This is a genomic window from Aeromonas sp. S5(2024) (assembly GCF_041403025.1).
In the GTDB taxonomy this organism is placed as follows: Bacteria; Pseudomonadota; Gammaproteobacteria; order Enterobacterales; family Aeromonadaceae; genus Aeromonas; species Aeromonas hydrophila.
Map to the genome: position 1 here is coordinate 517,651 of NZ_JBGLRI010000002.1, position 14,632 is coordinate 532,282.

Here is a 14,632-nt window from a genome sequence, read left to right on the forward strand (position 1 = left end):
GGGCCTTTTGCGAACCATCAAGCAATGACTTAGAGCATGCTTTCCAAAATTTGCACCGTTTCTTCCAGTCCAATCTGGTCTTGCGCATCAAAGCGGTTAAAGATTGGACTATCGATATCCAGTACGCCAATGATCTCGCCACCACGCCGCAGCGGGATCACGATTTCGGCATTGCTGGCACCGTCGCAGGCGATGTGACCTTCAAACTGGTGCACGTCGTCGATGAGCTGGGTCTTGCCCTCGGCCACCGCCGTACCACACACCCCGCGCCCGACCGGAATGCGCACGCAGGCCGGCTTGCCCTGGAACGGGCCGAGCACCAGGGTCTCGCCCTGCAACAGGTAAAAGCCGACCCAGTTGATGTCGGCCAGCTCCTGGTTGAGCAGCGCAGACAAGTTGGCCAGGTTGGCGATGAGATCCGGCTCCCCTTCCAGCAAGGCCTGTGCCTGCTGGTTGAGGGTGCGATAAAATGCTTGTTTTTCAATCATGATTAAATGAACTTCACTCCCTGATAATCAGTGCAAGGTAACGCCCCGCCTGAAAAATTCAAATCAATTTTCACCTCACCCCCCATCCTTTCTTCAATCAGGCGAGGCATTTAGCGGGCGACGGAGAGCGCCAGTTGCTGGCGCTGGCCATTGCTCCACTCAATATTGAGCAGCCAGACCATCATCGGCGAGGTGCAGGAGCCCACCAGGGTAGTCCCCTGCCAGCCCTGCTCGGTGGCCTCAAAGTTGACCGGAATGGTCCCCATGAACATGTCCCGCCCCTCCAGCCACGCCTTCACCGGCGTCACTGCCGGATCGCCGCCCTGAAGCTGTATCACAAAGTCACGTTCGGCCTGCACCGGCAGCGAGGCAACACGCACGGTCAACGGCTTGTCGCCCAGCCGTGTGTCGCAGCTGGTGTGGGACAGATCACAAATCTGATCTTTTTCTGATCCCGCCACTGCCGTCTGCGCGTTGCCGAACCAGGTTCGATAGGCAACCAATCCGAGCAAAATGGCCAGGACGATCGCCAAATGGACAATTTTGCGTGAAGTGAGTCTCTCTTTCATGAAAAAACAGCCTTGTAAGATGTCTGAAAAATGACATTTTCGTGATCTCGCGCAAGGTAAATAATTGAACAGGCGAGACCCAACGGAGCCAAATATATCACTGTTTATACTGTTATTTTACCTGTCAGTTCAGTATCATTCCCATTGAATTTTCATTTAGCTACTTTTTGCTTTTCCTTTTATTAACAGTTGTTAACAAGAGAAAAGGCAGTAGCCAATGAAGTCGGTCCACGTCACTGGACACAAAATCAAACAACAGCAGCATCGGAAGCGGAATACAACGATGAGCCATACAACTAACCATCCTGAGTACAACTACACCGTTGTTCGCCAGTTCACCATCATGACGATTGTCTGGGGAATTGTCGGCATGTCGGTTGGCGTACTGATCGCAGCCCAGTTGATCTGGCCTGCCCTCAACTTTGATACTCCCTGGCTGACTTACAGTCGCCTTCGCCCTCTGCACACCAACGCGGTCATCTTCGCGTTTGGCTGTAGCGCCCTGATGGCGACCTCCTTCTATGTGGTGCAACGCACCTGTCAAACCCGACTGTTCGGCGGCAAGCTTGCCTCCTTCGTGTTCTGGGGCTGGCAGGCGATCATCCTCTCGGCCGCCATTTCGCTGCCGCTGGGATACACCACCTCCAAGGAGTACGCAGAGCTGGAATGGCCGATTGATATCGCCATCACCATCGTCTGGGTCGCCTATGCCGTGGTCTTCTTCGGCACCCTGGTCAAGCGCACCACCTCCCACATCTATGTGGCGAACTGGTTCTTCGGTGCCTTCATCATCACGGTGGCCGTGCTGCACATCGTCAACAACATGGAAGTGCCGCTTTCCGGCATGAAGTCCTACTCCATGTACTCCGGTGCCATGGATGCCATGGTGCAGTGGTGGTATGGCCACAACGCGGTAGGCTTCCTGCTGACCGCCGGCTTCCTCGGCATGATGTATTACTTCGTGCCCAAGCAGGCGGGTCGTCCGGTCTACTCCTACCGTCTCTCCATCGTTCACTTCTGGGCGCTGATCTCCCTCTACATCTGGGCCGGTCCGCACCACCTGCACTATACCGCGCTGCCTGACTGGGCCCAGTCGCTGGGCATGGTGATGTCCCTGATCCTGTTCGTACCCTCCTGGGGCGGCATGATCAACGGCATCATGACCCTCTCCGGTGCCTGGCACAAACTGCGTTACGACCCCATCCTGCGCTTCCTGATCGTGTCCCTGTCGTTCTACGGCATGTCCACCTTCGAAGGCCCGATGATGGCGATCAAGACCGTCAACGCCCTCTCCCACTACACCGACTGGACCATCGGTCACGTCCACTCCGGTGCACTGGGCTGGGTTGCCATGGTCTCCATCGGTGCCGTGTACCACCTGATCCCGAACCTGTTCGGCCAGGGCCGCATGTACAGCATCAAGCTCATCAACGTCCACTTCTGGCTGGCTACCGTGGGCACCGTGCTCTACATCGTCGCCATGTGGATTTCCGGGGTGATGCAGGGTCTGATGTGGCGTGCGGTCAACGACGACGGCACCCTGACCTACAGCTTCGTAGAAGCGCTGCAGGCCTCTTATCCCTTCTACTTCGTGCGCTTCCTGGGTGGCTGCTTCTTTGTCACCGGCATGTTGCTGATGGCCTACAACGCCTATCGCACCATCACTGCGCCCAAAGGTTCCCTGGAACCTGTCGCACAGCCAGCATGATTGAAGAGGTCAAAGCATGAGCAACAATAACCGTCACGAGATCTTTGAAAAGAGCGTTCCCATGCTGGTGGTCGGCATCATATTTGCCATCAGCCTGGGGGGCTTGGTCGAAATCACCCCGCTGTTCTTCCAGAAGCAGACCACTGAGCCGGTCGAGGGCCTCAAGCCCTATACCGCTCTGCAGATGGAAGGGCGCGACATCTTCATCCGCGAAGGCTGCACCGTCTGCCACAGCCAGATGATCCGTCCGTTCCGCGCCGAAACCGAGCGTTACGGCCACTACTCGGTCGCCGGCGAAAGCGTGTGGGAGCACCCCTTCCTGTGGGGCTCCAAGCGTACCGGTCCGGATCTGGCCCGGGTCGGCGGTCGTTATTCCGACGACTGGCACCGTGCCCACCTGATCAACCCGCGCGACGTGGTGCCCGAGTCCAACATGCCCGCCTTCCCCTGGCTCGATACCAACGTGCTGACCGGTGAACTGACTGGCAAGAAGCTGGCCCTGTTCCGCGATCACTTCGGCGTACCCTACACGGATGCCGACATTCAGGGGGCCGGCGAGGCCGTGAAGGGCAAGACCGAGCTGGATGCGCTGGTAGCCTATCTGCAATCACTGGGTCATGCCCTGAAATAAAGGAGTCAGGATATGGATTACGGCACATTTCGCGGCCTGTATACCCTGCTGTTGATGGCCATCATGATCGGCATCATCGTCTGGGCCTACAGCAAGCGCCGCAAGACCTCCTTCGACGAGGCTGCCAATCTGGTTTTTGCCGACGACGAGCAACCCAGTGCTGATAACAAGAACGCAGGAGCGAAACAATAATGAGCACTTTGTTTAGCATTTTTGTCACCGTCATCAGTCTGGGGACCATCCTCGGCTGCTTCTTGCTGCTGGTCTGGTGCCTGCGCGACAAGATGGGGGTGGAAGAGGGCAAGTCCATGGGACACGCCTTCGACGGCATCGAAGAGATCAACAACCCGCTGCCGAAGTGGTGGACCTACATGTTCCTCTTCTTCATCGTCACCGGTCTGGTCTATCTGGTCGCCTTCCCGGGCCTTGGCAACTTCAAGGGCGTACTGGGCTGGCAGAGCTCCAACCAGGACGTACGCTCGCTGGCCGAGTCCAAGGCTGCGGCGGCTTCCGCCAAGGCTGAAGGGCGCGCGGTGGAATACGATCGCGAGCTCATCAAGGCCGACGAGATCTACGGCGCCAAGTTCCGCGAGCTGGCCTATCAGGCCGATGGCAAGACCTATCGTGCCATCGAAGAGATCGCCGCCGATCCGGAAGCCCGCAAGGTGGGTCAGCGTCTGTTCCTGCAGAACTGCTCCCAGTGCCACGGCTCCGATGCCCGCGGTGGTCGCGGTTTCCCGAACCTGACCGACAGCGAATGGCAATGGGGCGGCGCGCCCGACCAGATCAAGACCACCATCATGGGCGGTCGTCAGGGCGTGATGGCAGCCTGGGGCGAGATCCTCGGCAAGGATGGGGTCAAGGAAGTGGCCTCCTACGTGCTGAGCCTCTCCGGTCGTAAGGTGGACATGGTGGAAGCCAAGAAGGGTGAAGCGCGCTTCACCATCTGCGCCGCCTGTCACGGTCCGGACGCCAAGGGCGGCATCGCCTTCGGGGCGCCGGATCTCACCAACAACACCTGGCTCTATGGCGGTTCCCGTCAGGTGGTCGAGCAAACCATCACCCACGGTCGTCACGGCGTGATGCCGGCCTGGAAGGATATTCTGGGTGAAGACAAGGTGCACCTGCTCGCCTCCTACGTTTACAGCTTGTCCCACAACGACCAGCAAAATAAGCAGTAACATGTGATAAACACGTGATTACTCAGCAAAAAGCCTCGACTCTTCGGGGCTTTTTGTTATCTTGTGTTGACTGAAATTCCTCTGTTTCGTTAATCACTGGTTTCACGGTAGTAGCACTATGTCCCAACCCTGGTATCGCCAATTCTGGCCCTGGTTCATCATCGCCCTCCCGACCGCAGCCGTGATCGGCAGCATCAGCACGGCGATCATCGCCAGCAAGGATGGCGTCAACCTGGTGGCCGAAGACTATTACAAGCAAGGCAAAGAGATTAATCAGGATCTCAGCAAGTTTGATCGCTCCGAAGCCCTCAACATCCACATCGCGCTGGAGGTCAACGGCAACGAACTGACCCTCAAGCCGCTGTCGGGCGATATCCCGGCTGGCCAGGCGCTCTACCTCTCCCTGTTTCACCCCACCCTCGCCGGCATGGACAGCGAGCACATGGTGACCGCCGACGGCAACGGCGTCTATCGCCTGCTGCTCGACAAGCCGCTCACCGGCAAGTGGCACGTGCGGGTGGATGCCTTCAACCACGAATGGCGGCTGCAAGAGACTGTCCAGCTCCCCACCAAGGCCCCCGTCGAACTCGATCCCAAAGGACGCTGAGTCATGAGCCGTCCTGTTCACCATGACACGCCGGCAGCAACCGGCGCTTCACTGTTTCTGCCGACAGGCCGGGTAGCCTGCGGCCAGCTGTCATGAGCGGCTGCTTTCACTGTGGTGAGCCGGTGCCCGCCGGCAGCCGCTATGCCCTCGAGATAAAAGGCATAGTCCAGCCCATGTGCTGCCCCGGTTGTCAGGCGGTGGCGGAAACCATTCTGGAGTGCGGCCTGGCCAGCTACTACGAGCACCGCACCGCTCCCGGCACCAAGGGCGAGCTGGTACCCGCAGAGCTCGCCGCCCTCACCCACTACGATCTGGCCGAAGTGCAGCAGGATTTTGTCACCGACAGCGCCACCGGCAGCCACAAGGTGCGCGAGATCCAGCTGACGGTGGAAGGCTTGACCTGCGCCGCCTGTGCCTGGCTCATCGAACGCCATCTGGGCAATCTGGCCGGGCTGCACTACATCAACGTCAACACCACCACCCACCGGGCCCGCATCAAGTGGGATCCGGACCGGCTCTCTTTGAGCGATATCCTCAAGGGCTTTGCCAAGATCGGCTATCGCGCCTACCCCTTCCAGACTCACCAGCAGGAAGCGCTCTACGCCAAAGAGGTGCGCAGCTACATGTTCCGGCTGGCACTGGCGGGGCTCGGCTCCATGCAGGTGATGATGTGCGCGGTGGCGCTCTACATGGACCTCTTCATCAGTGTCGAAGAGGAGTTCATGGTCTACTTCAAGTGGATAAGTCTGCTGCTCTCCACCCCCATCATGATCTACTCGGCCCAGCCCTTCTACGTGGGCGCCTGGCGCAGCCTCAGGCAGGGACACCTCTCCATGGACGTGTCGGTGTCGCTGGCACTGATCGGTGCCTTCGTCGCCTCCATGTGGGCCACCGTGTTCAATACCGGTGAGGTCTATTACGACTCCATCACCATGTTCGTCTTCTTCCTGCTGCTGGGGCGCTTCCTCGAGCTGCGGGCCAGACGCAAGGCCTCCGAGTCGAGCTCCAACCTGGCGCGGCTGGTGCCCATCATGGCCACCCGGCTCGATGAGGATGGCGAACACGAGGTGGCCGCCAAGACGCTGCAGGTGGGTGACCGGGTGCGGGTACTGGCGGGGGCCACCCTGCCGGCGGATGGCACCATACTGCTTGGGCAGGCCAGCCTCAACGAATCCATGCTGACCGGCGAACAGTTGCCACTGCTCAAACAGGCGGGGGATGCCGTCTACGCCGGCACCATCAACACCGACGCCCCCCTCGAGATCCGGGTCAGCCATCGCATTGAAGAGTCGCGCCTGGCCCAGATCATGCGGCTGCAGGATCACGCGCTGGACGACAAACCGGCCATCGCCCAGATGGCAGACGTGCTCTCTCGCCACTTCATTCTGGTGCTGCTGTTCATCGCCGCAGGCGTCTGGACCTTCTGGCACTTCCATCAGCCGGAGCAGGCCTTCTGGGTCACCCTGGCGGTGCTGGTCGCGAACTGCCCCTGCGCCCTGTCGCTGGCCACCCCCACCGCGCTCACCTCGGCCACCGCTCGCCTGACCCGTGCCGGCATTCTGCTGCGCCGCGGCCACGTGCTGGACGTGCTGACCCGGGCCAACCGCATCGTGATGGACAAGACCGGCACCCTGACCACCGGCAACATCAGCCTGACCAGCACGGAGGCCCTGGGTAACCTCAATGCGGCGCGCTGCCTTGCCATCGCCCGCGCCCTGGAGACCTATTCCGAACACCCCATCGCCCGCGCCTTTCGCAGCAACGCCGCAGAGGACGCAGTGCTGCTGGCGGCCAGCAAGGTGACCCCCGTCATCGGACACGGTATCGAAGGGGTGATCGACGGTCGTCACTATCGCCTCGGCAGTGCTCGCTGGCTCGGCATCAACGATACCCACGCAGCGCAAGCGGACGGGCTGGTCATCTATCTGGCCGACGAGGATCGGGCGCTCGCCCGTTTCCTGCTGACCGACACCCTGCGCCCCGATGCGAAGGCATTGATCCAGGCCTTCAAGGCGGCCGGCCTCAAGACCACCATCCTCACCGGCGACAGCTCGGCCCAGGCCGACGAGGTGGCCCGTGAGCTGGGGGTAGACGAGCTGGTCAAGGGTGTCACGCCGGATGGCAAGCTGGCCTACCTCAAGGAGCACGAGGCCCGCGGCGACATCAACATCATGGTGGGTGATGGCATCAACGACGCCCCGGTGCTGGCCGGTGCCCACGCCTCCTTCGCCATGGCCGGCGGCACCGATCTGGCCAAGAATAGCGCCGATGCCATCTTGCTGGCCGACGATCTCTCCCGCCTGCTGGATGCCCGCGCCCTGGCGCTGCGCACCCGCAAGATCATCAAGGAAAACTTCGCCTGGTCCATCGGTTACAACCTGCTGGTGCTGCCGCTGGCGGCGAGCGGCTGGCTGCCCCCCTACGTGGCGGCGGCGGGCATGTCGCTGAGCTCCCTCATCGTGGTCACCAACTCCATGCGGCTCAACCGCTGAGCCGTGGCCACAGGGACAGACAGGGTGAAGGGGGCGGGCTTCGGTCAGGCTCCCTTCACCCTCAAATCGACGGGTCTGCGGCCACCAACGTGGTGTACCATGACCCCTTTCATTGCAAGGCTTGCTGCATGAACATCATCTTCGTCCTCATCCCCATCGCCATCCTCTTCGTCATCATCGCCGGCGCCGTCTTCTTCTGGGCCATTCGCTCCGAGCAGTTTGAAGATCTCGACCGCCAGGGTTCCAATATCCTGTTCGATGAAGAGCAACCCGCCCCCAAACACGTCGAGCATGAGCACAAAGATGACGGCCACCCTTGATCTGCTGGGCGCCCTGCTGGTGGGACTGGCTGGCGCCGGCCACTGCATCGGCATGTGCGGCGGTGTCTCCGCCGCCCTCTCCATGGCCATTCCTGCCGAGAAGCAGCACTTCTGGGGTCGGCTCGGTTACCTGCTCAACTACAACCTCGGCCGGATCTTGAGCTATGTGATTGCCGGCGCCCTGGTCGGGGGGCTGCTGGCCACCACCAGTGAACTCGGCGCGGGCAAGCATGCCATCGCCGGCCTGCGGCTGGTGGCGGCCTTTTTGATGATTGCTCTCGGGCTCTATCTCGCCGGCTGGTGGCAGGGAGTGTTGCTGCTCGAGCGCATTGGCGCCAAGCTGTGGCCCCGCCTCAAGCCACTGGCGGGCAAGTTCATCCCCTTCACCTCCGCCTGGCAGGCACTGCCGTTTGGCATGGTGTGGGGCTGGCTCCCCTGCGGGCTGGTCTACTCCATGCTGACCTGGAGCGCAGCAGCGGGATCCGCCGGCGGTGGAGCGCTGGTCATGCTCTTTTTCGGCCTCGGCACCCTGCCGACCCTGTTTGCGCTGGGGGGGCTGGCGGATCGGCTGCGCTACTGGCTGACCCTGCGCAGTTTGCGCCTTGGTGGCGCCCTGCTGCTCATGGCATACGGGCTGCATACCCTCTGGATCGGGATTGCGTCCTTTTGAAACCCTATCCAAAACGGATGAGTTGATGGTAAACTTGTTTGATATAAATCAATTATTCGTATGAGCCTATGATCCCGGAAAAGAAACCTGGCAGACGTATTCAGAGCGGTGGCTGTGCAATTCATTGCCAGGATTGCAGCATCAGCCAGCTCTGCATTCCCTTCACTCTGAACGACAACGAGCTTGATCAGCTGGACAGCATCATCGAGCGCAAAAAGCCGATCCAGAAGGGTGAAGAGTTGTTCAAGGCCGGCGATGAGCTTAAATCGCTCTACGCCATCCGTTCCGGGACCATCAAGTCATACACCATCACCGAGCAGGGTGACGAGCAGATCACTGCCTTCCACCTAGCTGGCGATCTGGTTGGGTTTGACGCCATCCACAAGCAGGCGCACCCCTCCTTCGCCCAGGCGCTGGAAACCGCCATGGTGTGCGAGATCCCGTTCGACGTGCTCGACGATCTCTCCGGCAAGATGCCGAAGCTGCGCCAGCAGATCATGCGGCTGATGAGCAACGAGATCATGGGCGACCAGGAGATGATCCTGCTGCTCTCCAAGAAGAATGCCGAAGAGCGCCTCGCTGCCTTCCTGCACAACCTGTCAGTACGCTTCTCCGAGCGTGGCTTCTCCGCCAAGGAGTTCCGCCTCTCCATGACCCGTGGCGACATCGGCAACTACCTCGGCCTCACCGTCGAGACCATCAGCCGTCTGCTAGGCCGCTTCCAGAAGTCCGGTCTCATCAGCGTCAAGGGCAAATACATTACCGTACTGGATCACGTCGCCCTCGGCGTCATGGCCGGTGCAACCCGTCCCCCCTGCGGTTAAGCTTCCTCTCTCTGGTGCCGGATCGGTTTACCCCGAAATTTGATCCGGCACACGTCCCCCCTTCTCCTCCTGAGCTAAGCTGTAATGGCTAAAGGTCTGCCATCATTGGTATTTTTGCCAAGGAGGAGGAGAACATGGTCAAGTACCGAAAAATTCTGGTGGTCATCAACCCGGAAGAAGAGCGGCAAATCGCCCTCGAACGTGCGGTCAAGGTAGCCGAGCTGGATGAAGGCGCCCAACTGACCCTGTTGCTCACCATTTACGACTTCTCGTATGAAATGACCGCCATGCTGTCGGTGGATGAGCGGGAAGAGATGCGCCACGGGGTGATTGCCCAGCGCCGCGAATGGCTCGACGACATTCTCAAACCCTACCGCGCCCGAGGGCTGGATTGCGAGATCAAGGTGGTCTGGCACAACCGTCCCTTCGAATGCATCATTCAGGAAGTGCTGGAGCAGCGCCACGATCTGGTGGTCAAGGCCACCCACCACCACTCCTTCCTGCAAACCTTCATCTTCACCCCCACCGACTGGCATCTGCTGCGCAAGTGCCCCTGCCCCGTGCTACTGGTGAAAGAGGGACATTGGCAGCGGGGCGGCAACATCATCGCCGCCATCAATTGCTCCAGCGACGATCAGGATCAGAAGCTGCTCAACGAGCGGATCACCGAAGAGGGGATCGCCATCGCCGAGCTGCTCGGCTCCAACCTGTATCTGGTCAACACCTACCCGGGCACCCCGGTCAATGTGGCCATCGAGCTGCCGGAGTTTGACCCCAACGCCTACAACGACGCCATTCGCAAACACCATGAGAGCCTGCTGCTGAGCCACGCCGACAAATACGGCATCGGCCATCTCTGGACCCGGGTGGCAGAAGGCCTGCCCGAAGAGGTGCTGCCCGATCTCGCCGGCGAGCTGCAGGCCACCCTGATGATCATGGGGTGCGTCGGTCGCACCGGGCTCTCCGCCGCCCTGCTCGGCAACACCGCCGAGCACGTGGTGGATCGCCTCGCCTGCGACATGCTGATCCTAAAGCCCGCCGATTACAGCTGCCCGGTCGATAGCCGCCGTCCCGCATAAGCCTTTCTTGCCCTCCCCCGGGACATGGCTATAATAAGCCGCTTATTTTTGTCCCGGGTTTCAGGTCATGCTAGAAGAGCTTAACGCCAAAGAAAAATACAGTTTCAACAAACTGCAGAAGCGCCTGCGGCGCAACGTAGGTCAGGCCATCGCCGACTTCAATATGATTGAAGAGGGTGACAAGGTCATGGTGTGCCTGTCCGGCGGCAAGGACAGCTTCGCCATGCTCGACATTCTGATGAGCCTGAAGGCCAGCGCCCCCATCCACTTCGATCTGGTGGCTGTCAACCTGGATCAGAAGCAGCCCGGCTTCCCCGAGCACGTGCTGCCCGAATACCTGACCACCCTCGGCATCGATTTCAAGATCGTCGAAGAGGATACCTACGCCATCGTCAAGGAGAAGGTGCCGGAGGGCAAGACCACCTGCGCACTCTGCTCCCGCCTGCGCCGCGGCATTCTCTACCGCACCGCCCAGGAGCTGGGCTGCACCAAGATTGCCCTTGGCCACCACCGCGATGACATCCTCGAGACCCTGTTCCTCAACATGTTCTACGGCGGCAAGCTCAAGTCCATGCCGCCCAAGCTGGTGAGCGACGATGGCAAGAATGTGGTGATCCGCCCGCTCGCCTACTGCAAGGAGAAGGACCTGGTGCGCTATGCCGAGGTCAAGGCATTCCCCATCATCCCGTGCAACCTGTGCGGCTCCCAGGAGAACCTGCAGCGCCAGGCGATCAAGCAGATGATGCAGGAGTGGGATCGCCGCTTCCCGGGTCGTCTCGAGACCATGTTCACCGCCATTCAGGACGTGATCCCGAGCCACCTGCTCGATCACAAGCTGTTTGACTTCAAGAGCATCAACCGCGACTCCGGCATCATCGACGGCGGCGACAAGGCGTTTGATCCGCCCGAGCTGCCCAAGGCGCCGCTGCTGGACATCGACGAAATGGACATGCTGGACGTGATTGAGGTGCGCTAAGCCCACCTCAACCATGAAAAAGGAGCGCCTGGCGCTCCTTTTTTATTTTTATGCCGACCACCCTCAGTGGCGGCTCAAGATGGGCTAGCCCTTGTGCAGCCAGGGCGTCAGCCGCAGGATCTCCCCCTGCAGCTGCAGCTTGCCCTCGGCAAACTCCGCCAGCTGGGCGTTGCTCAGCAGCAGTTGTCCCTCCTGCCAGGGCAGCGGCAGCTGGCGAGCACCGTCGATGAGGTAGGCGGTACCGCTTGGCTGCACCAGACTGACCCTCACCCCCGTCATCTCGGGCAGGAAATATTTGCCGACCATGCCGGCCAGCTTCTCCAGCAGGCTCTGCATGTCGTGCTGGCGCCCCGTCAGCTCACTCACCTTGAGCTCCCACCGACTGTCTGCCGGCGGCGGCACATCCGCCATCACCTGTACCGACAGATCGCAGGCCTCATGGGGCTCGGTGAGCCCTACCACTACGGTCGCCTTGTCGAGATTCAAGTCATCGTCATAGGGCAGCCGCAATTCGCTGTCAACGGTCACCTCGGCCGCCACGTCCCGATCCAGGGTCGAGACCCGGGCCGAGGTGAGCAGGCAGCGCCGGCCATTTTGTTGATCGGTCAGATAAAAACCCAGCCTGGAGTGACCAAACTCCCCTTTGGCGAAGGTCTTCATCTGGCTGTAAAAGGTGCCGTACTGCAGCTCAAGGGAGGGCTGCGCCACTGCCAGCATGGGCGCCATCAGCAGCGCGGCCGCCATCCCGTATCGATTGTTCATATGCCATCCTTTTGCATCACGCATCTGCACGCGCCGCTATCTGTTGCTGTTGTCTGACGCCCTGGATACCGTCAGGCGTTGAAATGATCGGGGCCCTGGCTCACCTCGGTCACTTCGACCGCCACCCCGCACAGATCCCGATAGAGGATCCCCTTGCAGTTGAAATAGAGCGGTGCCACCCAGATAAGTCCCAGCCCCATGGGGATCAGCGCCAGGAAGAACAGCGCCATCATGACCCCGTGCAGCAGCACTATGCTGGGCCAGCCGCGGGCAAACAGACGCAGGGAGACCAGGATCGCCTGCACCGGCGACAGGCCGCGCTCCAGCACCAGCGGCACGGTAAACACCAGCCCCATGCCGATCAGGGCCGACGGAATGAAGGCCAGCATCACCGGCAGACCCAGCAGTTCGAACAGTGGACCGAACAGGCTGGTGATGAGGCTGCCGAGCAGGCTCAGGCTGCCAAGGCGCAGGAAGTGGCGAAAGAAGTCGAATACCTGGCTTGGCCGGGCACGGACCCCCACCGACTGCTGCAACCCCAGCATGTCGAGGGAGGAGGTCATGGGCGACATGATGATGGTGATGAGCAGGCTCAGCACCAGGGCCACGTCCATCCCCCCTTCCTGACTGACGTAGGGGGCGAGCAGGGTGTTGCTCAACAGCATCCAGATGGCCGTCACCCCGACGATGGCCAGCAGCAGGCCGAATCCGGTGCGCCGCGTCTGTTGCCAGCTCTCCTGCAATACCCCCTTGAGGTCGAGACGATATCCCTGGCTCAGGGACTGTTCGAGGGAACCACCTATCCGCATTTTGTTACTCAATTGACTATCCAACATCCGAAAAACTGCTATTCAGGGAGCACATTATAGCGATTTGCCCCGGCATGCGTAGCCGTTTTTCCCGCGCGGCTGCGCTCAAAAAGCCTTTGATTTCATCAGCCCCCATAGTCCAGGCCAGGATCCCCTCCTTGGCCGACGCCAACCAGGGGCGTAGGATGCCAAGCGACAGTGCGGATTTTTTTGCGCGCCTCACCCTACCCGGGATCACAGGGGGCACACGCTTCACAAGGAGATGTTCATGTCTGATTTGACCCTCTATCTTGCGCCCGGTACCTGCGCCATGGCCGTGCGCATCGCCCTCACCGAAGCCGGTGCCCCTCACCGGATCAAGCAACTGGATCTGGCGGCCGGCGAGCAGCACTCCCCTGCCTATCTTGCCATCAACCCCAAAGGCCGAGTGCCGGCTCTTGTCACCGAGCGCGGCGTGCTCACCGAGACGCCGGCCTTGCTGCTCTATGTGGCGCAGCGTTTTCCCGATGCCGGGCTGGCGCCGCTGGACGACCCCTTCCTGCTGGCCCGTATGCAGGAGGTGCACGGCTTTCTCGCCGCCACCGTGCACGTCGCCCATGCCCACGGCCGGCGCGGCAGTCGCTGGGCCGATGACGAGCAGGCCATCGCCGCCATGCAGGCCAAGGTGCCGCACAACATGCGCGAGGGCTTTGCCGAGATTGAACGCCATTATCTGGCCGGCCCCTGGGTGCTGGGGGAGCAGTTCAGCCTGGCCGACATCTACCTGTTCGTGGTGGCGAGCTGGCTCGAGGGCGACGGGGTGGCCATCAGCGAATTTCCCAAGGTAGCGGATCACTATCGGCGCATGCTGGCACGCCCCGGCGTGCAGCAAGGGCTCGCCCTCTAGTCCTCTCGTTACGGGTGCCAGTGCTCTTCTGGCACCTGTTTTTCCCCGCTTTCCCCTCGCCATTGAGATCGTTTTCACATTTCTGCCATCTCTTGGTGGATCAAAACCGCCTGAGCGCCTATCTTCCACCTCATGACGCAACCGGTTGCGTAACCGGTTGCCTAGCTAACATCAGATACGCGGGCATAGCCTGCCGAGGTGCTGTATGAAACGAGGCGTACTGCTCAATGCTCCCCTGAGTGCCCTGGTGGCACGGATGGGTCACACCGACGAGATCACCGTCTGCGATGCGGGCCTGCCCATTCCGGCCGGCCCGGAGCGCATCGATCTGGCGCTGATGGCGGGGACGCCGAGCCTTGAAACCGTGCTGACCGCCCTGCTCACCGACCTGGTGGTGGAGAAGGTGATCATGGCAAGCGAGATCAAGCAGATCAGCCCCGCCGCCCATCAGGCGCTGGTGGATCAGCTGGCGGCGCACGCCGCCGCCCAAGGCAAGCCCATCACCATCGAGTACTGCCTGCACGAAGCATTCAAGGCTCGCTCCCACCAGAGCAAGGCCATCGTGCGCAGCGGCGAGGTGACCCCCTACGCCAACCTCATTCTCTGCGCCGGCGTGGCGTTTTAAATTCC

Annotated in this window: 17 protein-coding genes; 13 read left to right on the top strand and 4 right to left on the bottom strand. The window is 60.8% G+C overall.

Annotated features, from left to right (window positions below):
* Positions 1-29 precede the first annotated feature (29 nt).
* Together ACB032_RS06115 and ACB032_RS06120 are read right to left on the bottom strand one after the other, a co-directional pair.
* The gene (locus ACB032_RS06115) at positions 30-488 is read right to left on the bottom strand and encodes a GAF domain-containing protein (protein ID WP_257702670.1); all 459 of its coding nucleotides are present in this window, start codon (positions 486-488) and stop codon (positions 30-32) included.
* 110 nt (positions 489-598) lie between these two features.
* Positions 599-1,057, bottom strand: coding sequence for a hypothetical protein (locus ACB032_RS06120; RefSeq protein ID WP_371137567.1), 459 nt, complete (start codon positions 1,055-1,057; stop codon positions 599-601).
* 283 nt (positions 1,058-1,340) lie between these two features.
* On the opposite strand from ACB032_RS06120, the gene ccoN reads away from it, so the two are divergent.
* The 11 genes from ccoN (at position 1,341) to ttcA (ending at position 11,545) form a co-directional block, all read left to right on the top strand.
* The gene (ccoN, locus tag ACB032_RS06125; RefSeq protein WP_016350679.1) at positions 1,341-2,765 is read left to right on the top strand and encodes a cytochrome-c oxidase, cbb3-type subunit I; all 1,425 of its coding nucleotides are present in this window, start codon (positions 1,341-1,343) and stop codon (positions 2,763-2,765) included.
* 16 nt (positions 2,766-2,781) lie between these two features.
* Positions 2,782-3,396 (top strand): cytochrome-c oxidase, cbb3-type subunit II, encoded by a 615-nt coding sequence (ccoO, locus tag ACB032_RS06130; protein WP_005300783.1) that lies wholly within the window; start codon positions 2,782-2,784, stop codon positions 3,394-3,396.
* A 12-nt stretch (positions 3,397-3,408) separates the two neighbouring features.
* Positions 3,409-3,588 carry a CcoQ/FixQ family Cbb3-type cytochrome c oxidase assembly chaperone gene (locus ACB032_RS06135; protein WP_005300779.1) on the top strand — a complete coding sequence of 60 codons (180 nt, stop codon included), beginning with the start codon at positions 3,409-3,411 and terminating at the stop codon, positions 3,586-3,588.
* Complete coding sequence (gene ccoP, locus ACB032_RS06140) at positions 3,588-4,577, top strand: cytochrome-c oxidase, cbb3-type subunit III (protein ID WP_024945236.1); 990 nt, start codon at positions 3,588-3,590, stop codon at positions 4,575-4,577. The genes ACB032_RS06135 and ccoP overlap by 1 nt, the downstream gene beginning before the upstream one ends.
* A 118-nt stretch (positions 4,578-4,695) precedes the next feature.
* A complete protein-coding gene (locus tag ACB032_RS06145) occupies positions 4,696-5,184 on the top strand; it encodes a FixH family protein (RefSeq protein WP_011706148.1) in 489 nt (162 codons plus the stop codon).
* Between the two features lie 92 nt (positions 5,185-5,276).
* The gene (locus ACB032_RS06150; RefSeq protein ID WP_371137568.1) at positions 5,277-7,676 is read left to right on the top strand and encodes a heavy metal translocating P-type ATPase; all 2,400 of its coding nucleotides are present in this window, start codon (positions 5,277-5,279) and stop codon (positions 7,674-7,676) included.
* A gap of 128 nt (positions 7,677-7,804) precedes the next feature.
* Positions 7,805-7,996 carry a cbb3-type cytochrome oxidase assembly protein CcoS gene (ccoS, locus tag ACB032_RS06155; RefSeq protein WP_024945238.1) on the top strand — a complete coding sequence of 64 codons (192 nt, stop codon included), beginning with the start codon at positions 7,805-7,807 and terminating at the stop codon, positions 7,994-7,996.
* The gene (locus ACB032_RS06160; protein ID WP_371137569.1) at positions 7,980-8,666 is read left to right on the top strand and encodes a sulfite exporter TauE/SafE family protein; all 687 of its coding nucleotides are present in this window, start codon (positions 7,980-7,982) and stop codon (positions 8,664-8,666) included. The genes ccoS and ACB032_RS06160 overlap by 17 nt, the downstream gene beginning before the upstream one ends.
* Before the next feature lie 68 nt (positions 8,667-8,734).
* Positions 8,735-9,490: an FNR family transcription factor gene (locus ACB032_RS06165; protein ID WP_005300768.1), complete on the top strand. Its 756-nt coding sequence runs from the start codon at positions 8,735-8,737 to the stop codon at positions 9,488-9,490.
* A 134-nt stretch (positions 9,491-9,624) separates the two neighbouring features.
* Positions 9,625-10,569 (top strand): universal stress protein UspE, encoded by a 945-nt coding sequence (gene uspE / locus ACB032_RS06170; RefSeq protein WP_005300766.1) that lies wholly within the window; start codon positions 9,625-9,627, stop codon positions 10,567-10,569.
* A 67-nt stretch (positions 10,570-10,636) separates the two neighbouring features.
* Positions 10,637-11,545, top strand: a complete 909-nt coding sequence (ttcA, locus tag ACB032_RS06175) for a tRNA 2-thiocytidine(32) synthetase TtcA (RefSeq protein ID WP_011706151.1) — start codon at positions 10,637-10,639, stop codon at positions 11,543-11,545.
* Between the two features lie 84 nt (positions 11,546-11,629).
* Here the strand turns inward: ttcA and ACB032_RS06180 are convergent, their stop codons facing one another.
* Complete coding sequence (locus ACB032_RS06180; RefSeq protein WP_371137570.1) at positions 11,630-12,307, bottom strand: DUF2987 domain-containing protein; 678 nt, start codon at positions 12,305-12,307, stop codon at positions 11,630-11,632.
* A gap of 71 nt (positions 12,308-12,378) precedes the next feature.
* The gene (locus ACB032_RS06185) at positions 12,379-13,116 is read right to left on the bottom strand and encodes a hypothetical protein (RefSeq protein ID WP_219281452.1); all 738 of its coding nucleotides are present in this window, start codon (positions 13,114-13,116) and stop codon (positions 12,379-12,381) included.
* Between the two features lie 268 nt (positions 13,117-13,384).
* Between ACB032_RS06185 and ACB032_RS06190 the strand changes: the two genes are divergently transcribed.
* Together ACB032_RS06190 and rbsD are read left to right on the top strand one after the other, a co-directional pair.
* Complete coding sequence (locus ACB032_RS06190) at positions 13,385-14,002, top strand: glutathione S-transferase family protein (protein ID WP_371137571.1); 618 nt, start codon at positions 13,385-13,387, stop codon at positions 14,000-14,002.
* 205 nt (positions 14,003-14,207) lie between these two features.
* Positions 14,208-14,627 carry a D-ribose pyranase gene (gene rbsD, locus ACB032_RS06195; protein WP_065477537.1) on the top strand — a complete coding sequence of 140 codons (420 nt, stop codon included), beginning with the start codon at positions 14,208-14,210 and terminating at the stop codon, positions 14,625-14,627.
* Positions 14,628-14,632: the final 5 nt, after the last annotated feature.